The following is a 20,082-nucleotide window of genomic DNA, read 5'->3' on the forward strand; positions in this document are numbered from 1 at the left end:
TGTGGGAGCGGGCTTGCTCGCGAAAGCGGTGTGTCATTGAGCATTGAACTGGCTGACATGACGCCTTCGCGAGCAAGCTCGCTCCCACAGGTTTTGTATCAGTTGCTGGAGGTTTCACCCGCTGGCAGCTTTTCCTTGCTACGCCAGTGCGGCAGGGAGTTCCAGTAACGCTGGCCCTTGGCGTCGTCGTACATGCCTTCCCAACGAGCGATAACCAGAACAGCCAGGGCGTTGCCGATCACGTTCAGTGCGGTACGGGCCATGTCCATGACGCGGTCGACACCGGCGATGAACGCCAGGCCTTCCAGTGGAATACCGACGCTGCCGAGGGTGGCCAGCAGGACCACGAAAGACACGCCCGGTACGCCGGCGATGCCTTTGGAGGTGACCATCAACGTCAGGACCAGCAGCAGTTGCTGGCTGATCGACAGATCGATGCCGTACAACTGGGCAATGAAGATCGCCGCAATGCTTTGGTACAGGGTCGAACCGTCGAGGTTGAACGAGTAACCGGTCGGGACCACGAAGCTGCAAATGGCTTTCGGCGCGCCGTAGGCTTCCATCTTCTCGATCACGCGCGGCAGCACGGTTTCGGAGCTGGCGGTGGAGTAGGCCAGTACCAGCTCATCCTTGAAGATGCGCATCAGCTTGATCACCGAGAAACCGAACAGGCGAGCGATCAGGCCCAGGATCACGAACGCGAAGAAGGCGATGGCGACGTAAACCAGGATCACCAGTTTGGCCAGCGGTATCAACGAAGCGAAGCCGAAGTTGGCCACGGTCACCGCGATCAGTGCGAACACGCCGATCGGGGCGTAGTTCATGATCATGTGAGTGACCTTGAACATGCTTTCCGACACGCCCTGGAACATCTTCACCAGCGGTTCGCGCAGGTCCGCCTGCAGGCTCGACAGCCCGAGACCGAACAATACGGAGAAGAAGATGATCGGCAGCATTTCGCCGCGAACCATGGCCGCGAAGATGTTCGACGGGATCAGGTTGAGGATGGTTTCGATGAACGCGTGTTCATGCTGGACCTCGGCGGCAGTCGCCTGGTACTTGGAAATGTCCACAGTGCCCAGGGTGCTCATGTCGATGCCGGCACCCGGATGGAACAGGTTGGCCAGCAGCAGACCGACCACGATGGCGATGGTCGTGACGATTTCGAAGTAGATGATGGTCTTGAAGCCGATGCGCCCCAGCTTCTTGGCGTCACCGACGCCGGCAATGCCGACGATCAAAGAGGAGATGACGATCGGGATCACGATCATCTTGATCAGACGGATAAAGATATCGCCTGCTGGTTGCAGGACGTTGCTGATCCACCAGGCTTTTTCGGCACTGAAATGGTTGAGCAGTGCACCGATTGCTATCCCCAATACCAGACCGATGAGGATCTGCCAGGCGAGGCTAAGCTTTGCCTTCTTCATATCTTTACCCTTACTTGCGTTTGACTCAGAGAGATGCGCGAACTGGAACGCTCGTGGCGAAAAAGTCTAGTGCATCTACCCCCCGTATAAGGTGCCCCGGAACGCGTGTTTGCGGCTCTCTGGCAGGCGAAAAAAGGCGCAACTATTCCGATGCAAGGAAGCGCCGTCTAATGCCGTAAACGCCTACCCTATGCCGAATCGGCATGAGGTTTTTTCACTGAATGCGACGTCGCAATCGGTTCGAATGCGACATTTCGGCGGGCATAAGTGCCGTGAACCGGTCATCACAGAGCAGATTGAATGTTTTTTGAGCAGTGGCCGAGCGTTGATTTTTCAGCAGAATCCCGTAGGACAAAGCGAAAAATCGCGGCCAAAAAAAAGGGATTTTTCTCGATATACGGTCGCCTGTGAAACACCGGGAAAAGTAATTTCCGACGTAACAGGGACAAGGACGCGATAACAGTGAGGAAATCGAGACGAGCGCTCTATTTCAATGTGTTGCGTGATCCAGCCCTTCGCAAGCTCGTCGAGCCATGGTGGTCCGGCGAACTTGCGCAGCAGCTTTTCCTGACCCGGCCCTTACGCAGGTACTCCCTGTACCCGTAGGTCACTCCGCCCCTGAAACAGGCAGAACGTCCCGACCCCTTGGTCATGCGCCAGCCTTCCTCAGGTGACGCAGATAGAAAGAGGCGCTGTGACCTCCTTCGTGTACAAATTCTGTTCCATCGACAAGCCCTGCATGAGAGCCTCAGGCATGCCGGAGAAACCTCAGCCCGCCTGCCATGGCACTACCGCCCTGATAGCAGGGCGGCTGCCAGCGTCTTGAACAAACCGTTCATGTCAGCCTCGACCGCGACGGCCAAAGAAGAAGGAAGCAATGAACATCACCAGGAACACGACAAACAGAATCTTGGCGATACCCGTGGCGGTGCCCGCGATACCACCGAAGCCCAGTACTGCGGCGATGATGGCAATGATCAGGAATGTGATTGCCCAGCTCAACATGGTGATTCTCCTTACGCTTCTATTTAGAGGTATTGCGTTTTCCGGCACATCGCTGCGGCGGAAATTGTTTACCTAGAACACCCAGCGCTCCTGATGACGTATCTCGCCTGCAGGCCCGGCCTGGTCGACGTCCATCATGCGCATCGGGGTGCTATCGGCTTGAAGGCTGCCAACAGCGCTGAAATGGGTTTGGGTCGGATGCTGAATCGACAGTTGTGGCGCTTGCGGCTGCTGACTCTGCTCCCAGCGCAGGAACTGTTGGCCGCCGATAAGGGTGAGCAACAGCGCCAGAAGAGCAAACAGTCCTTGTTGAATATGCACAGGCGAGAGGTGCAGGTGGGCGGCACGTTGACGGTTCATCCTGGAGCTCCTACCACTCGGGTCGGTATTCGATAGCGGGCGCTTGTTTTTGAATGCCCTGGTTAACCAGACAATTGCAGCCTGCATGCCAGCATTGAATCGAATTAATTCCCTTTAATATCAATAACTTAAGATCAACAAAGAAATCACATCGTACGCATCCTGCACGATGCCACTTGTGTGGTCGTGCGTATTGCACGATTCATTTGAAGGAAGGCGTAAATTTTTTGAATTGAGAGGAGGACGCGGATGTCAGAAATACACGCTGGCCGCTGTCGGAAACCGGGCATCTATTAAAAGACCCACCACATCAGCTGGCAAACCGATACATCGGATGAAAGCTACCCTGCCACGACAGGAATGGCTCAGAATCAATCATGCAACTTGCCCGATTTCTCCGGGACTAAATCAAGATCATTCATTAAGGAGCGTAGGAAAATGGAATCCGCCACTGAGCACCAAGGCCGCATTCTGCTGGTGGATGATGAGTCTGCCATCCTGCGTACTTTCCGTTACTGCCTCGAAGACGAAGGCTACAGCGTGGCCACCGCCACCAGCGCCGCGCAGGCAGAAGCCCTGTTGCAGCGCCAGGTCTTCGACCTGTGCTTCCTCGATTTGCGTCTGGGTGAAGACAACGGCCTCGATGTGCTGGCCCAGATGCGTATCCAGGCGCCCTGGATGCGGGTGGTGATCGTCACTGCGCACTCAGCCGTCGACACGGCGGTGGATGCCATTCAGGCCGGTGCCGCTGACTATCTGGTCAAGCCGTGCAGCCCCGATCAATTGCGGTTGGCAACCGCCAAGCAACTGGAAGTGCGGCAGCTGTCGGCGCGGCTGGAAGCCCTGGAAGGTGAAGTGCGCAAGCCCAAGGATGGTCTGGACTCCCACAGCCCGGCCATGAAAGTGGTACTCGAAACCGCGCGCCAGGTGGCCACGACCGATGCCAATATCCTGATTCTCGGTGAGTCCGGCACCGGCAAGGGCGAGCTGTCCCAAGCCATTCACGGCTGGAGCAAACGCGCGAAGAAATCCTGCGTCACGATCAACTGCCCGTCGCTGACCGCCGAGCTTATGGAAAGCGAGCTCTTCGGCCACAGTCGTGGCGCCTTCACCGGCGCGAGCGAAAGCACCCTGGGCCGAGTCAACCAGGCGGACGGCGGGACGCTGTTTCTCGACGAAATCGGCGACTTTCCGCTGACATTGCAGCCGAAATTGCTGCGTTTCATACAGGACAAAGAATATGAGCGCGTCGGTGACCCGGTGACCCGCCGTGCCGATGTGCGCATCCTTGCAGCCACCAACCTCAACCTCGAGGACATGGTCCGCGATGGTCGTTTCCGTGAAGACCTGCTCTATCGCCTGAATGTCATTACCCTGCACCTGCCACCGCTACGCGAACGCCGTGAAGATATTCTCAACCTGGCCGATCGTTTCCTGGCGCGCTTCGTCAAGGAGTATGCCCGCCCCGCGCGCGCGTTGAGCGACGAGGCCCGGGAAGCCCTGCTGGGCTATCGCTGGCCGGGCAACATCCGTGAGCTGCGTAACGTGATCGAACGCGCGAGCATCATCTGTCCGCAGGAGCGGGTCGAGATCAGTCATCTGGGCATGGCCGAAACCCCGGTCAACAACGCACCGCGCATCGGCGCAGCGCTGAGCCTGGATGAGCTGGAAAAGGCCCACATCGGCGCGGTCCTCGCCACCGCCGACACGCTGGACCAAGCGGCAAAAACCCTGGGCATCGATGCTTCGACGCTGTACCGCAAACGCAAGCAGTACAACTTGTGAGCAATAGGCGATGAAACTGGCGATGAAATTGCGGACCCGGCTTTTCCTGAGCATCTCCGCACTGATCACCGTCGCCTTGCTCGGGCTCCTGCTCGGGCTGGTCAGCGTGATGCAGATGGCCGGCAGCCAGGAAGCGCTGACCCGCAGTAACTTCATCACCCTGGACCTGGGACTCAAGCTGCGCCAGACCTTGGGTGATCAGCTGATCATCATGCTCAGCGAGAAGCCTGACTCCGCCGCTTTCGCCGCCTCGAAGCAGCGTTACTTCCAATTGCTGGAGGAAGGCATCGCCCAGGAGCCCGCACAGAACGCAAACGACTACGGCTTCAGGAAAGCCAAGGCTGACTACGAGCGCTTTATCGAAGCTTATGAGGCGTCCCCGGATCCCTCGAGTGTGCTCAGCAGCCATGACAACCTGACGGAAAAATTCAACGCACTGCGCAATGGTCTGATCGCCGAGCACAAGCGCGCGCTGGATAACATCAACGATACCGAGCGCCAGGCTCGGGAGCGGGCACTGCTGATCGCCGGGCTGCTCGCCCTGGTGGGGTTGGCGGTGCTGATCATCGGCTTCGTGACCGCGCAGGCCATTGCCCGGCGTTTCGGGGCGCCCATCGAAGCCTTGGCCAAGGCAGCGGACAATATCGGCCAGGGCAATTTCGATGTCACCCTGCCGATCTCCTCGGCAGTGGAGCTCAACCAGTTGACCCGGCGTTTCGGGATCATGGCCCAGGCGCTACGTGAACATCAGGCCACCAATGTCGATGAGTTGCTGGCCGGCCAGCAGCGTTTGCAGGCCGTGCTCGACAGCATCGACGACGGGCTGCTGATGATCGACCGTCAGGGCCATCTGGAACACCTTAACCCTGTGGCCCAGCGTCAGTTGGGCTGGGAGTCCGATCGCCTGGGGCAGGGATTGGGCACGGCACTGGAGCGCCCTGAACTCGATGAGCAGCTGCAACTGGTGCTGCGCGGCGGCACTCTGGAGCGGGCGCCGGAGGACTTGAGTGTCGAAGTCGACGGCGAGTCGCGACTGCTGACCTATAGCCTGACCCCGGTCAGCCACACCCAGGGCCATATTCTCGGTGCCGTGATGGTGCTGCATGACGTTACGGAGCAGCGTGCCTTCGAACGGGTACGCAGCGAGTTTGTATTGCGCGCCTCCCATGAATTGCGCACACCGGTCACCGGCATGCACATGGCCTTCGGATTATTCCGCGAGCGCGCGCACTTTGCCCCGGACTCCCGGGAAGCCGACCTGCTCGATACCGTGAATGAAGAGATGCAGCGGTTGATGCAGCTGATCAATGACCTGCTGAATTTCTCCCGTTACCAGAACGGTTTGCAGAAACTCACCCTGGCGCCGTGTTCCATCGAGGCGCTGCTGGAACAGGCTGAGTCACGCTTTGCCGCATCGGCCGCCGAGAAGGACATCAGTCTGCTGGTGGAAGTGCAGGGGCCTTTGCCGCGTTTGCAGGCCGATCAGCCACAACTGGAGCGGGTACTCGATAATTTGCTCGACAACGCCTTGCGCCACACCGGTTCCGGCGGGCGGATACGCCTGCACGCCCGGCGCCACGGCGATCGGGTCATCATCAGTGTCGAGGACAACGGCGAAGGCATTGCCTACGGTCAGCAGGGGCGGATCTTCGAGCCGTTCGTGCAGGTCGGACGCAAGAAAGGCGGAGCCGGTCTCGGCCTGGCATTGTGCAAGGAAATCGTGCAATTGCATGGCGGGCGGATGGGCGTCTATTCACGGCCGGGGCAAGGCACTCAGTTCTACATGGCGCTGACGGTTTAGATCGCGGTCACGCTTCGTCATCCAGGCGCCGGCCGCCCGCCCGACGTCGCCCTCGGGTTATCAATTCAATGAACTGAACCGCGCTCAGCGCATGGGCGAACAGCCAGCCCTGGCCGAACTTCACGCCTTCACTGCTCAAGAACTCGGCCTGGGCCTCATGTTCGATACCCTCGGCAATCACCTTCAGATGCAGCGACTGGGCCATGTGAATGATGTGCGGGGCCACACCGCTGCTGGCGGCGTCATGGCCCAACGCATCAATGAACGCCTTGTCGATTTTCAGGCAGTCCACCGGCAGGGTTTGCAAATAGGCGAGGCTGCAGTAGCCGGTGCCAAAATCATCGATCAACACCTGGTGCCCGACATCCCGCAGCGATTGCAGGTTTTCCCGGGCCACCACCACATCGACCAGCCCACGCTCCGTGACCTCGAAGGCAATTTGCCGCGCAGCGACGCGGTGCAGGGTCAGCAGCCTCGCCATCACCTGGCCGATTCTCGGAACCATCACATCACACGCCGCGAGATTGACTGAGATGTACAGTTGCGGGTTGGCGCGCAGCAACTGGCCGAGTTGCTCGAGCAAGCGTTGCAAGACAAAATCCGTCATCTGGCGAATCTGCCCGGTATCCTCCGCCATCGGAATGAACAGGTCGGGACTGGTCAGGGTACCGTCCGGCCTGCGCCAGCGCAGCAGCGCTTCAGCCCCGACACAGTTGCGGCTATCGAGGTCGAAGATCGGTTGATACAGCACCTGCAACTCGCCCCGGCGAATCGCTCCGGCCAGTTCGGCATCCAGCGACTGCCGCTGTTGCACCAGCAGGAACACCAGGAACCCGACGCATATGCCCAGCGCCAGGCTGGCCGGTAGCAGCCACCACCAGACCGACGGGATATGCATGCCCGTACGCAGGCTGATCAACACCAATTGATACTCCGGGTTGTCGGTGGGCATGCGGTATATCAGGCGTGACTGGGTGATCTGCAGCGCATCACGGTTTTTTGGCGGCCAGGCCTCGACCGGCGGCCAGATCTGGGAAGAGCCCAATACCGGAATCGCGCGCGTGCCATGGTCCAGGACTACCAGCAGGCTGCTGCCCGGCGACAGGTCGACCATATCGGTCAAATGCCCGCGAGAGGTCGCGACCCGGAAATTCCCGCGCCCGAGCATCAGGGCGGCGCGGTTTTCATCGGGTTCGGTGGTAGTGTTGAGCCAATAGCTGTAGGTCGGACCCTTGATGTCTGGCGATCGAATCAGCGAAAGCCCTTCCTGGCGGGGGCGATTGGAACAGATTCGCGAGGAGTCCATGTAGGCGGCTTCGTAGACGAAGCGATAATTGAACGTAACCTGTTGCAAGGTCGCGATCATTTCAGCATCGCAACCGCGCAACGGTTGCGCTTCAAGGTCGTCCAGGCTTTCACGCAGTTGCCCGAAGAGCTGTTCCAGGCGGGCGAGAAAGCGCTCACCCTGAGCATTCATTTCTTCGCTTTCGTTTTGCTCGACCTGATGAATGGCGACAAAGAGGCTGCCGGCCATCAATAACGTTGCGCTCAAGACAGCCGACATCAGCCCCAGGAACCAGGGGCGATGGAACCAACTACGGAAGGTCTCTCGAGCAGCAGTCATTGCGTAATATCCGATGGATTACCAATGAGTTATAGCTGCTGATTGGGAAAAAGCCCTGACCGCCGGGCGGGCGCCATTATTTTGTCTGATTCAACACCAAAAGCAGCGCGGCTGTTTGCGCATCCGGCGTGCCATCGAAGCGCGCCGGGCGGAAGTGCATCTGGAAGGCCGCGATCACATGTCGTGTCGCAACATCGAGCTCGCCGGTTTGTGGCACGGCATAACCCAGGTGGGCCAATTGCGCCTGAAACCAACTGATGCTCGGCAACTGATCGGCGAACAGCATTTGCTCGCGCGCGACTGCCTGTTCGTTCGGCCAGATACCCAGACCTTCGGCAGCCAGACGCTTCCAGGGGAACAGCGGCCCCGGGTCCAGTTTGCGAAACGGCGCAATATCGCTATGGCCGATGATGTCGCGAGGCTTGATGCCATGACGCTTGCTGATGTCCTTGAGCAATACGATCAAGGACTGAACCTGATCTTCGCTGTAGGGGTACCACACGCGCCCGGTTGGAGTGTCCTTGAATCCCGGGTTGACGATTTCGATACCAATGGAACTGGAATTCAGCCAGGTCCGGCCATCCCATTCGCTCTCCCCGGCGTGCCAGGCGCGAACGTTTTCATCCATCAGCTTGTAGATGGTGGCGCCCTTGTCGTCACCGATCAGGTAATGACTGCTGACCTCGCCGTGGGTCAGCAGTTGCAGCGAACGCTCCAGCGAGGCGTTGGTGTAATGCACCACCACGAACTGCACACGGCTGTCGTAATTGGCTGAAGGGTGACTGGTGTCATAACGGGGACCGCTGGCGCAGCCGGCCAGCAAAACAAGTGACACGATCAGAGCAAGATATTTCATGGCGAAAGGCAGTACACACAAGACAATAATGCAACAGTGTAACGTAATGCCTTGCGGGCTGACGGCAATCGCCGCGAATTAAACAAAATGGAACAAATGCTCAGCCCGGCTCCACGCGGTTGCGTCCGGCATTTTTTGCACGGTACAACGCCTGATCGGCTCTTTTAAGCACTTGATCGCTGTGCTCACCCGGCCTGAACGCCGACATTCCGACAGACACGGTAATGGTTACCGGCTCCCCCTTGAAGTGGAACGGACAGGCCTCGATGGCGGCACGCAGGCTTTCCAGCAACTTCAGCCCCGCCGCCGGCACCGTGGATGGCATTAACAGCACAAACTCTTCGCCGCCGAACCGGGCAATGAAGTCCGTTCCGCGAAGACGCTTGCGCAACACGCTGGCAATGATCTTCAGCACCTTGTCACCGGCCAGGTGCCCGTAGTTATCGTTGATGCGCTTGAAATGATCGAGGTCGAGCATGGCCAGCAACAGCGTATTGCCATGTTGCTGCCATTGTTTGACTTCATGATCCAGGCGCTCGCTCCAGGCCGCGCGGTTGGGCAGGCCGGTCAACGGGTCAACCAACGCCTTCTGCCGTTGCTCTTCAAGATGCTCGCGGTAACCCTGGGCCTCCTGTTCCATATGGGCGACGCGCTCGGCCAGGCTGTGCAGGCGCGCAGCGACCTCTTGCTCGCGCTCATCACGTTGTTTCTGGTGCTGGTCCATGGTGCCCAGCAAGCCTTCGAGATGGTTTTCCAGAACGTGCTTGAGATCTTCCAGGTCCGCGGCTTCCTGCATGCTGCTTTGCAAGCCATCAACCTGTTCGCGGATCTGCGTGTCCATCTGCCTCGCAGCCGAACGGTTGTCGGCGTGCCCAGCGGTGGCGGCCTGCAAGTTGCTCTGGAACGATTCGAGTCGCTCGTTCAGTCGTTGCAGGTAGGCTTCGAACTCATGCTGGCCGCTGTCGGTAATAGCCAGCATCAACGTGGCAAAGTCGTCGAGAATCGGTAGTAATTCGTACCAGTTCAAACCGTTTTTCAGACGATCGCGCATGGATTCGGCTTGCGGGCGATGGCGCTCGGGCAATGTCAGGTCTTCGAGCAGCCCCAGTAGCGTGTGTTCGATGTGGCTGGCCACCGAGCTGTAGGAGGGCTCGGGGGAATCCGGGAGTGCGTAGAAAGTGTCGTGCCCGGATAGAAGCTGATCTACGGCGACCACCTCCTCTGTCGGAGTCGCAAGCAAGGCCTGGCTATCCGGCGATGCTGGCACGGTCAGCTCGTCGGGGTTCACTTGCGACTCAAGAGGTGTTTCCGGCGTCGGCTTCTCGGCCGACCTGGTTTCTGCCGCGCCTGCCATGGCGGGTTGAGGCTGGGCAGCCGAAGGTGCCAAGTCCACGACTGCCGGAGCAGGGGAAGCCTCGACTGGCTCGGTCGGCGCGGACTCCTCTTCCACTCGCTCAGCCGTGGGTACTTCGCAGTTTGCCGTCTCAATCGCGTCCGGGGCCGACTCAATAACCGCCGCAGGGCTCCCGGCTACGGGGGCCGCCGGCGCAGGAGAAGCAGGCGTTGATGCCACCGTCTCTTCTGTCTCACGACCGCCGAACAATCGCTGCAGCAAGCCCGGCCGACCAGGCTCCGTCGGGGTTTCCAGTTGGCTCAGGGCCTTGCCTTGCAAGCCACTCAGCTCGCTGAGCAACAAGGGTATCTCACGCGCCTGACTGACCCGCGCATCCAGTTGCTTGGCGAAACTCTTGAGTGGCCGGCTCACATCCCGTGGCAGCGGCAATGTTTGCAGTTGAGTGACCAGTGCAGTCAGGGCGGCACTGGTCTGGTTGATCCGGGTTTCCCGACGCTGTTCGGAGTCGAGCACGGCTTTTTCCAGGCGTGGAATCAGCGCGGCCAGGCCAGCGTCCATGTCGTCGGTGCGCACGACCTCGCGCATTTCCTTCATGCATTGGTCAACCGCGCGGTCAGTACCTTCCGCCGCCAGGGTGCTGCGCACCAGCCCGCGACGCAGCAAGTCGAGCCGCGCGTCCCAGCGACGTTCGAGCTTTTCCTGTTGTTCGATGCTTTGGAGGTATTTCTCTTTCCAGCGCTGTGTTTCGTCGCTCATTCATGGGTTCCGCGTGGGGCAGGACTCAACGCGGGCAATGCATCGACCGTGAGCGAACCCGGCAGACGAATCTCTACCGCGACCGGCAGGTGATCGGAAATGGGCTGTGCCAGCACCTCGACCTTTTCCAGGGTCAGGCTCGGGCTCAGCAGGATATGATCCAGGCAGCGCTGGGGGCGCCAGCTGGGGAACGTTGCTTCCAGTTGCGGCGCGAGCAGGCCGAGATCGCGCAACGCGGAATTTTGCAGCAGGTCACTGGCATGGGTGTTCATGTCGCCCATCAGTACCTGGTGTTTGTAGTCGCCAATCAGATCGCGGATGTAGGCCAGTTGCAGGCTGCGCGCCCGGGCGCCCAGTGCCAGGTGCATCATGACGACCACCAGTGCTTCCGGGCCTTCGCCGAACCGTACCAGGATGGCTCCGCGCCCCTTTGGGCCCGGCAACGGATGATCTTCAATGGCCCACGGACGCAATCGGCTGAGCACGCCATTGCTGTGCTGGGCCAGGCGACCGAGATTGCGATTGAGTTGTTGATACCAGTAGGGGAAGGCGCCGAGATGGGCCAGATGCTCAACCTGATTGACGTAGCCTGAACGCAGGCTGCCACCATCGGCCTCCTGCAAGGCGACCAGATCGAAGTCGCCCAGCAGATTGCCGATTTTCTGCAGATTGTCGGCACGCCCGGTGTGCGGCAGCAGATGCTGCCAGCCCCGGGTCAGGTAATGCCGGTAGCGCTCGGTGCTGATGCCGACCTGGATATTGAAACTGAGCAAGCGCAGACGACTGTCTGCGGGCAGGCCCGTGGACTCCAGATGATGCTCGTTGACCCGCGGATCATGCAGGCCAACGATGCGTTCAGTACCCCATCGGCGCATGGCAGTGACTGCCCTTAGTTGGCGGCAGCCTTGTTAGCCGCTCGCTCTTTGTCGATCAGTTTGTCGGCCAGTTGCAGGGCCTGTTCGGCACCGCCGGCGGAGCCCACGTCGAAGCGATATTTGCCATTCACAATCAGGGTTGGAACGCCAGAGATCTCATATTTCTTGGCCAGTTCACGGGCTTGAACGACCTGTCCCTTGATTGCAAAGGAGTCGAAAGTGGCCAGGAACTTTTCCTTGTCTACGCCCTGGGTAGCCAGGAAGTCGGCCATATCATTCTTATCGGTCAGCTTCATTTTTTTGTTCTGGATCGCGTCGAACACCGCAGCATGAACCTTATGCTCAACCCCCATGGATTCAAGAGTCAGGAACATTTGGCCATGAGCATCCCAAGGACCGCCGAACATCGCTGGAATACGCTTGAAGTTCACATCCGATGGCAGTTTTTCGGCCCAGGGATTGATTGTCGGCTCAAAGTGATAGCAGTGCGGGCAGCCATACCAGAACAGCTCCACCACTTCGATCTTGCCAGGCACGGCGACCGGAACCGGATTGCTCAGTTCGACATAAGGTGCGGCGGGGGCTTCAGCAGCCTGGGCAGTCATGCCGAACAGGCTGGCAGCGGCAAAAACGGCGCTGATGATCAGATTACGCATGCTTTACTCCTGGACAAATTTTTCGCCTCGCGCGACGTGTTTTCAGACAGGTCCTGGCGGGCTTGAGTTCTGTAGTGTAACGGCAGCGGCCACAAAAAAGGGCGGCCAAGGCCACCCTTTTTATACTCGTTGCAACGGATTAATCGAGCGTTAACGTTGCGGGCGATATGTACCCCGTTCAACGCCCGACCCGCCGGCCTTAATGCAGGCCCTGGATGTAGCTGGACACCGCGGCGATGTCTTCGTCGCTCAGCTTCTTGGCAATACTCTGCATGGGTTTGGTATCGCCGTCGTTGGTACGGCCGCCGTCTTCCTTGCGGAAATCGGTCAGTTGCTTGGCGATGTATTGAGCGTGCTGGCCACCCAGGTGCGGGAAGCCCGCCGGGGCGTTACCTGCGCCATTTGGCGAGTGGCAGCCGGTGCAGGATGGCAGGCCCTTGGCCAGGTCACCACCGCGGAACAGGGCTTCACCGCGAGCGACGACTTTAGGATCGGCGGCACCGACGCTGCCTTTCTGGCTGGCGAAGTAGGCGGCGATGTCCGCCAGGTCCTGATCGCTCAGGTTGGTCAGCAGGCCGGTCATTTCCAGAACCGTGCGCTTGCCCGACTTGATGTCGTGCAATTGCTTGGTCAGGTAGCGTTCACCCTGACCGGCCAGTTTTGGAAAGTTTGGTGCCATGCTGTTGCCATCCGGGCCGTGGCAGGCGCCACAGACGGCGGCTTTGGCCTGACCGGCTTTTGCATCACCCGGTTGTACTGCCTCACCTGCAGCATGGGCCATGCCGGAGATGCCCACGGTCAACAGCAGACTCACGATCAATTTCTTCATCAGCTAATCCAACTACGGCTAAGGGTTAAGAGTTATGGACCGGGCTTACTCGCTCATCCAAAGGATGATGGCTTGGTAATCCTCGGCACTGCAGTCCATGCACAAACCACGCGGCGGCATCGCCTTGAAACCCTGGGTCACGTGTTGCACCAGCGTCTCCATACCTTTCGCCAACCTCGGCGTCCAAGCATCCTGATCGCCTTTTTTCGGCGCCATGGGTAATTGGCCGGAATGACAGGCACCACAAACACGGTTGTACACAGCTTCCGGATCCTGTGTAGCCTGAGCGCTGTAAAGCGGTATCAAGACACCGGCAGCTAGCAGCCATTTCGTCATAAAACGACCTTTTCAGGGTTGAGAGCGTGCTGCGTTCTAGTGCGCAATCAAGGTCTGTCGCTCTCGTGAACTTCATCCTACGCTGGGACAAAGCGCACACAAAATCTGCGGCATTATATACTGGCGTCACTGAAACGGAAGCGACACTGCTTGCCGCACCCATTCCTGGCGCCGCCCACATCGGAAATCCCATGCAACTCAAGAATCCCATCCTCGGTCTGTGCCAACAGTCCACCTTCATGCTCAGCGCCGCCAAAGTCGACCAATGTCCGGATGACGAGGGCTTCGAAGTCGCCTTCGCCGGGCGTTCCAACGCCGGCAAGTCGAGTGCATTGAACACCCTGACCCACGCCAGCCTGGCGCGCACCTCGAAAACCCCGGGGCGCACGCAACTGTTGAATTTCTTCAAGCTAGACGATGAACGCCGTCTGGTCGACCTGCCGGGCTACGGTTATGCAAAAGTACCGATCCCGCTCAAGCAACACTGGCAGCGTCACCTGGAAGCCTACTTGGGTGGTCGCGAGAGTTTGAAAGGCCTGATCCTGATGATGGACATCCGCCATCCGATGACCGATTTCGACCTGCTGATGCTCGATTGGGCCGTCGCTGCTGGCATGCCGATGCACATTCTGCTGACCAAAGCGGACAAGCTGACCTATGGCGCGGCCAAGAACACGCTGCTCAAGGTCCAGGCGGAAATCCGCAAGGGCTGGGGCGATCTGGTGACGATTCAGCTGTTCTCGGCCCCGAAACGCATGGGCCTGGAAGAAGCCTATACCGTACTGGCAGGCTGGATGGAGCTGGCGGACAAGGGTGTCGAGGTAGAAGCCCAGTAAGGCTGCGAAAGCTGTCTGGGACGCCCCGGACAGCTTTCTGCAGGCAAAAAAAACCCCGGACTTCATATGGGGAGGGAGAAGTTCCGGGGTTCAAGCTCTAGACCGCTAGGGCGGGGTCCAGATATCTGCCAACACTTAACACAACATAGGAGCATCGAAGGGCTTCACCAGCCATTCAGTACCTCTGAGTGGTGCTTCGCAAGATTAGTTCAGATTTTTTTCAAATAGCTTTGAAATAACTTCGATAGCCTTGCGGACTAAGCTGTTTGCGCCCTTCTGCCGCGGCACCATGCCGCAGCAAAACACGACTCTTTTCTGTAGGAGCGAGCGAGCTCCTACAGGAAGGCTCAGTGAGCCTCATCCCAGTTATTTCCAACACCCACTTCGACCAGCAGCGGCACATCCAGTTTCGCGGCTTCGCTCATGTGTACGCGAATTTCATCGCGAACCTGTTCGACCAGGTCCTCACGTACCTCCAGCACCAGTTCATCGTGCACCTGCAAAATGACTTTGGCGTCGAGGCCGGACGCGGTCAGCCAGTTATCCACAGCGACCATGGCTTTCTTGATGATGTCCGCAGCGGTGCCTTGCATCGGTGCGTTGATCGCCGTGCGTTCGGCGGCGGCGCGCTCTTGCGGTTTGTTGGAGTTGATGTCCGGCAGGTACAGGCGACGACCGAAGAACGTCTCGACATAACCTTGCTCGGCGGCCTGGGCCCGCGTGCGGTCCATGTACTGGCGTACGCCGGGGTATCGGGCGAAGTAGGTATCGATGTAGGCCTTGGCGGTCTTGGTGTCGACGCCAATGTCCTTGCCGAGCTTCTGCGCCCCCATGCCGTAGATCAGGCCGAAGTTGATCGCCTTGGCGCTGCGGCGCTGGTCGGAGGTCACCTCGGCCAGTTCGACCTTGAACACTTCGGCGGCGGTCGCGGTGTGCACGTCCAGATTGTGGCGGAAGGCGTTCATCAGCCCTTCATCCCGTGACAGGTGCGCCATGATCCGCAATTCGATCTGCGAGTAGTCCGCCGCCAGCAGCTTGTAACCGGTCGGGGCCACGAAGGCCTGGCGGATACGACGCCCTTCGGCGGTGCGCACCGGGATGTTCTGCAGGTTCGGATCGCTGGAGGACAGGCGCCCGGTGGAGGCGACAGCCTGGTGGTACGACGTATGGATCCGCCCGGTGCGCGGGTTGATCTGTTCCGGCAAACGATCGGTGTAGGTGCTTTTCAGCTTGCTCATGGAGCGATATTCCATGAGCACTTTCGGTAGTCGATAGTCGTCTTCCGCCAGTTTGGCCAACACCTCTTCGGCCGTGGACGGCTGGCCCTTGGCAGTCTTTTTCAGCACCGGCAGGCCGAGCTTCTCGTACAGGATCACGCCGAGTTGCTTGGGTGAACCGAGGTTGAATTCCTCGCCGGCGATCTCGAAGGCTTCGCGCTCAAGTGCAACCATCTTGTCGCCCAGCTCGATGCTTTGCACACCCAGCAAGGCGGCGTCGACGAATGCGCCCTGGCGCTCGATACGCGCCAGCACCGGCACCAACGGGATTTCAATGTCAGTCAGCACACTGGCCAGGCTCGGAATCGCCGAGAGTTTTTCGAACAAGGCCTGGTGCAAACGCAGGGTGATGTCCGCATCTTCGGCGGCATAAGGCCCGGCCTGCTCAAGGGCGATCTGATCGAACGTCAGCTGTTTCACGCCTTTGCCGGCGATGTCCTGGAAACTCACCGTGGTGTGGTCCAGATACTTCTGCGCCAGGCTGTCCATGTCATGGCGCGTGGCCGTGGAGTTGAGCACGTAGGACTCGAGCATGGTATCGAAGGCGATGCCGCGAACGGTGATGCCGTTGTCCTGTACGCCACCGATGGCGCAGTTGGCCAGGATGTTCATGTCGAACTTGGCGTGCTGCCCGACCTTGAGCTTGTTCGGGTCTTCCAGAATCGGCTTGAGCGCGCGCAGGACCGTGTCGCGGTCCAGCTGCTGCGGCACGCCGATGTAGGAATGGGTCAACGGGATGTAGGCCGCTTCGTTAGCCTGAACCGCGAACGACAGCCCCACCAGTTGCGCCTGCTGCGCGTCGATGCCGGTGGTTTCGGTGTCGAAGGCGAACAGCTTGGCGTTGTTCAGCTTTTCCAGCCAGGCATCGAAACGCGCCTGATCGAGGATGGTTTCATAGGCGGCTTCAGCAGCGGCGGCCGGTGCTTCGGCCTCTGGTTCGCTGAACAGATCGGCGGCCAGTGCAGGCTCGGCGGCTGCGCTCAGTTCCAGGCGCTTGGCGTCACGATCAAGGTCGTTCAGCCAGCTCTTGAACTCCAGCAGGCTGTACAACTCGTAGAGTTTCGCCGGATCTTCCGCGCCCATTTGCAAGTCGTCGAGGCCAATGTCCAGCGGCACATCGACCTTGATGGTCGCCAACTGATAGGACAGGAAGGCCATTTCCTTGTGCTCTTCGAGCTTGGCCGGCAGGGTCTTGGCACCGCGAATCGGCAGGGTCGGCACGATGTCGAGCTGTGCATAGAGCTCGGTAAGGCCGCCGTTCACACCGACCAGCAGACCGGAAGCGGTCTTCGGGCCAATCCCCGGAACGCCCGGAATGTTGTCGGAAGAATCGCCCATGAGCGCCAGATAATCGATGATCTGCTCCGGAGCGACGCCGAATTTCTCCTTCACGCCCTCCACGTCCATGCTGCTACCGGTCATGGTGTTGACCAAGGTAATGTGACCATCGACCAGTTGCGCCATGTCCTTGTCGCCCGTGGAGATGATCACCGGACGATCCGCCGCCGCGCTGCTGCGTGCCAGGGTGCCGATCACGTCATCGGCCTCGACGCCTTCGACGCACAGCAGCGGGAAGCCCAGGGCAATCACGCTCTGGTGCAGAGGCTCGATCTGCACGCGCATGTCGTCAGGCATACTCGGACGGTTGGCCTTGTACTCGGCGTACATGTCATCGCGAAAAGTCCCACCCTTGGCGTCGAACACCACGGCGAACGGACTGTTCGGATATTGCTTGCGCAGGCTCTTGAGCATGTTCAACACGCCCTTGACCGCACCGGTCGGCAGGCCTTTGGACGTGGTCAGCGGTGGCAGCGCGTGAAAGGCGCGGTACAGGTAAGAAGAACCGTCCACCAGGACGAGGGGGGCTTGGCTCATGTGCAGGATCAACCTTTTCGGCGGGTCCGGCGCTAGAATAGCGGGACCGTTGACGACAAAGGGACAAGGTTATCATGCGCACACTAAATCGCCTGTTGCTGGCTGGCTTGTTTGCAATCACACCCCTGGCCGTCATGGCAGCGGACGATGCGCCGACACCGGAGCCAGATGTCACGATCCGCACGGAAGGGGACAAGGTCATCCAGGAATACCGCCAAAACGGTTTTCTGTATGCGATCAAAGTCACGCCCAAAGGCGGCAAGCCGTATTTCCTGGTACGCGCCGACGGATCAGAAGGTAACTTCATCCGCTCTGATTACCCGGATATGCTGATTCCGGCGTGGGAAATTTTTAAGTGGTAAGTCGTCCTTAACTTTAATCGGCGCTGGCTCAACAGCGGCGCCCGTACTGGCAGTTTAAACATGTCTGTGTTCACCCCCCTGGCTCGGCCCGAGCTGGAAGCTTTTCTCGCCCCTTATGGCCTCGGCCGCCTGCTTGATTTCCAGGGGATTGCCGCCGGTAGCGAAAACACCAATTTCTTTGTCAGCCTGGAGCAGGGCGAATTTGTCCTGACCCTGGTAGAGCGCGGCCCGGTTCAGGAAATGCCGTTCTTCATCGAACTGCTCGACGTACTGCACGGCGCCGACCTGCCGGTGCCTTACGCCCTGCGCACCACCGACGGCGTGGCCTTGCGCGAACTGGCGGGCAAACCTGCGTTGCTGCAACCGCGCCTGGCCGGCAAGCACATCAAGCAAGCCAATGCGCAACATTGCGCACAGGTCGGTGAGTTGCTCGGCCATCTGCACCTGGCGACCCAGGCCAACATGATCAAGCGCAAAACCGATCGCGGCCTGGACTGGATGCTGGAAGAGGGCACGCAGTTCCTCTCGCACCTCGGTGCCGAACAGAAGGACCTGCTGCAACGGGCGCTGGAAGAAATCACCCGACAGAAAGAAAAAATCCTCGCTCTGCCGCGGGCGAACATTCACGCCGACCTGTTCCGCGACAACGCGATGTTCGAAGGCACCCACCTGACCGGACTGATCGACTTCTACAACGCCTGCTCCGGGCCGATGCTCTACGACGTGGCGATTGCCTTGAACGACTGGTGCTCGGACGACGAGGGCGTGATCGATGGACCGCGAGCACGGGCCTTGCTGGGCGCTTATGCGGCCCTGCGACCGTTCACCGCTGCCGAAGCCGAGTTGTGGCCGACCATGCTGCGGGTGGCTTGCGTACGCTTCTGGTTGTCACGCTTGATCGCGGCAGAGTCGTTCGCCGGGCAGGATGTGTTGATTCACGATCCGATGGAGTTCCAGTTGCGCCTGGCGCAGCGGCAGACGGTCAATACGCCGTTGCCTTTCGCCCTTTAAAAAGCAAAAGATCGCAGCCTTCGGCAGCTCCTACACCGATCTCTGTAGGAGCTGCCGAAGGCTGCGATCTTTTGTTTCAGCGGTTACAACGACTCCAGACACCCCGCCAGATCATTCCCCAATTTCTCCAGCACCTGCTCATAGCCCTGGGCCGTCGCCGGCGTGTACCCGCCCAACGCATCCAGTTCCGCCAGCTTCACCGGCAAACCCGCCACCAGGGTTTCCGCCAGGCGCGGACGCAGCGGTGGTTCGCTGAACACGCAGGTCTTGCCGACTTCCTGCAAGCGCGCGCGCATCGCCGCGACATGCTGGGCACCGGGTTGCACTTCGGCCGCGACGCTGAACACACCCACGTGCTTGAGGCCGTAGGCGTCTTCGAAGTAATCGAACGCTTCGTGGAACACGAAGTAAGGCTTGCCCTGAACATCGGCCAGGCGTTTCTTCAGGCGCACATCCAACGCATCGAGACGCTCGTCGAAGGCTTTAAGGTTGCTCTGATAGCGCACGGCGTTGTCAGGATCGACGGCACTCAGGTCTGCCGCCATTTTCGTGGCGATGACCCGGGCGTTGACCGGCGACAGCCACAAATGCGCATCCAGGCTGCCTGGGCGATGATCGTGGTCGTGGTCGTCGGCTTCTTCGGCGTGGGAGTGGCTATCTTCGGCAAAACGGCGCAGTTTCATGCCTGGCAAATCCTGCACGGCGACGCTGGGCAGCGTACGACCATTGAGCACGCGAGGCAGGAAACCTTCCATGTCCGGGCCGATCCAGTACAGCAGGTCCACCGATTGCACCTTGCGTACGTCGGAGGGGCGCAGCGCATAGTTGTGCGGCGAGGCACCCGGTGGCAGCAAGACCTCAGGGATCGCCACGCCGTCCTGCACCGCAGCGGCAATCAACTGCAGTGGCTTGATGCTGGTAAGGACCTTGACCTCGGCCTGCGCCGGACCGATCAGCAGAAAACTTGCGAAAAATGCGACAAAGATAGAAAAAAGACGGGACACGATGACCACTCGAAGAGGCGAGAACGGGTAACATAATAACGTCTCTCACA

General features: G+C 59.6%; 17 protein-coding genes. 5 read left to right on the plus strand and 12 right to left on the minus strand.

Features of this window, described 5'->3' with window-relative positions:
* Positions 1-98: 98 nt before the first annotated feature.
* From gltP to AC07YV_RS23100, 3 genes are all read right to left on the minus strand, one after another.
* Positions 99-1,430, minus strand: a complete 1,332-nt coding sequence (gltP, locus tag AC07YV_RS23090) for a glutamate/aspartate:proton symporter GltP (RefSeq protein WP_057712586.1) — start codon at positions 1,428-1,430, stop codon at positions 99-101.
* 840 nt (positions 1,431-2,270) lie between these two features.
* On the minus strand, positions 2,271-2,435 hold the full coding sequence (locus tag AC07YV_RS23095; protein WP_003177151.1) for a DUF1328 domain-containing protein: 165 nt from the start codon (positions 2,433-2,435) through the stop codon (positions 2,271-2,273).
* Between the two features lie 72 nt (positions 2,436-2,507).
* Complete coding sequence (locus AC07YV_RS23100; RefSeq protein ID WP_102701546.1) at positions 2,508-2,795, minus strand: hypothetical protein; 288 nt, start codon at positions 2,793-2,795, stop codon at positions 2,508-2,510.
* Positions 2,796-3,233: 438 nt separating this feature from the next.
* Between AC07YV_RS23100 and algB the strand changes: the two genes are divergently transcribed.
* Together algB and AC07YV_RS23110 are read left to right on the plus strand one after the other, a co-directional pair.
* Positions 3,234-4,580, plus strand: a complete 1,347-nt coding sequence (algB, locus tag AC07YV_RS23105) for a sigma-54-dependent response regulator transcription factor AlgB (RefSeq protein ID WP_007969783.1) — start codon at positions 3,234-3,236, stop codon at positions 4,578-4,580.
* Between the two features lie 10 nt (positions 4,581-4,590).
* Entirely contained in the window at positions 4,591-6,381 is a 1,791-nt protein-coding gene (locus tag AC07YV_RS23110) for an ATP-binding protein (RefSeq protein WP_102701547.1), read from the plus strand.
* A gap of 7 nt (positions 6,382-6,388) precedes the next feature.
* Here the strand turns inward: AC07YV_RS23110 and AC07YV_RS23115 are convergent, their stop codons facing one another.
* The 7 genes from AC07YV_RS23115 to AC07YV_RS23145 all read right to left on the minus strand — a co-directional run bounded on the left by AC07YV_RS23115 (position 6,389) and on the right by AC07YV_RS23145 (position 13,667).
* Complete coding sequence (locus AC07YV_RS23115; protein WP_102701548.1) at positions 6,389-8,005, minus strand: EAL domain-containing protein; 1,617 nt, start codon at positions 8,003-8,005, stop codon at positions 6,389-6,391.
* Positions 8,006-8,081: 76 nt separating this feature from the next.
* Positions 8,082-8,861, minus strand: coding sequence for an N-acetylmuramoyl-L-alanine amidase (locus tag AC07YV_RS23120; RefSeq protein ID WP_102701549.1), 780 nt, complete (start codon positions 8,859-8,861; stop codon positions 8,082-8,084).
* 100 nt (positions 8,862-8,961) lie between these two features.
* Positions 8,962-10,971: a GGDEF domain-containing protein gene (locus AC07YV_RS23125; protein ID WP_102701550.1), complete on the minus strand. Its 2,010-nt coding sequence runs from the start codon at positions 10,969-10,971 to the stop codon at positions 8,962-8,964.
* Positions 10,968-11,846 carry an endonuclease/exonuclease/phosphatase family protein gene (locus AC07YV_RS23130; protein WP_102701551.1) on the minus strand — a complete coding sequence of 293 codons (879 nt, stop codon included), beginning with the start codon at positions 11,844-11,846 and terminating at the stop codon, positions 10,968-10,970. The genes AC07YV_RS23125 and AC07YV_RS23130 overlap by 4 nt, the downstream gene beginning before the upstream one ends.
* Before the next feature lie 14 nt (positions 11,847-11,860).
* Positions 11,861-12,502 (minus strand): thiol:disulfide interchange protein DsbA, encoded by a 642-nt coding sequence (gene dsbA, locus AC07YV_RS23135; protein WP_095967849.1) that lies wholly within the window; start codon positions 12,500-12,502, stop codon positions 11,861-11,863.
* Positions 12,503-12,701: 199 nt separating this feature from the next.
* The gene (locus AC07YV_RS23140; RefSeq protein ID WP_102701553.1) at positions 12,702-13,331 is read right to left on the minus strand and encodes a c-type cytochrome; all 630 of its coding nucleotides are present in this window, start codon (positions 13,329-13,331) and stop codon (positions 12,702-12,704) included.
* A gap of 45 nt (positions 13,332-13,376) precedes the next feature.
* Positions 13,377-13,667: a c-type cytochrome gene (locus AC07YV_RS23145; protein WP_102701554.1), complete on the minus strand. Its 291-nt coding sequence runs from the start codon at positions 13,665-13,667 to the stop codon at positions 13,377-13,379.
* A 191-nt stretch (positions 13,668-13,858) separates the two neighbouring features.
* Between AC07YV_RS23145 and yihA the strand changes: the two genes are divergently transcribed.
* A complete protein-coding gene (gene yihA, locus AC07YV_RS23150; RefSeq protein ID WP_102674491.1) occupies positions 13,859-14,503 on the plus strand; it encodes a ribosome biogenesis GTP-binding protein YihA/YsxC in 645 nt (214 codons plus the stop codon).
* Positions 14,504-14,850: 347 nt separating this feature from the next.
* Here the strand turns inward: yihA and polA are convergent, their stop codons facing one another.
* A complete protein-coding gene (gene polA / locus AC07YV_RS23155) occupies positions 14,851-17,655 on the minus strand; it encodes a DNA polymerase I (protein WP_102701555.1) in 2,805 nt (934 codons plus the stop codon).
* A gap of 74 nt (positions 17,656-17,729) precedes the next feature.
* Here polA and AC07YV_RS23160 point away from each other — a divergent pair, with 74 nt between their 5' ends.
* Both AC07YV_RS23160 and AC07YV_RS23165 read left to right on the plus strand, forming a co-directional pair.
* On the plus strand, positions 17,730-18,017 hold the full coding sequence (locus AC07YV_RS23160) for a DUF2782 domain-containing protein (RefSeq protein ID WP_102701556.1): 288 nt from the start codon (positions 17,730-17,732) through the stop codon (positions 18,015-18,017).
* Positions 18,018-18,077: 60 nt separating this feature from the next.
* Positions 18,078-19,028, plus strand: coding sequence for a homoserine kinase (locus tag AC07YV_RS23165; protein ID WP_102701557.1), 951 nt, complete (start codon positions 18,078-18,080; stop codon positions 19,026-19,028).
* A gap of 83 nt (positions 19,029-19,111) precedes the next feature.
* Here the strand turns inward: AC07YV_RS23165 and AC07YV_RS23170 are convergent, their stop codons facing one another.
* Complete coding sequence (locus AC07YV_RS23170; RefSeq protein ID WP_173900845.1) at positions 19,112-20,032, minus strand: zinc ABC transporter substrate-binding protein; 921 nt, start codon at positions 20,030-20,032, stop codon at positions 19,112-19,114.
* Positions 20,033-20,082: the final 50 nt, after the last annotated feature.

It is taken from the genome of Pseudomonas sp. GW456-E7 (assembly GCF_059424105.1).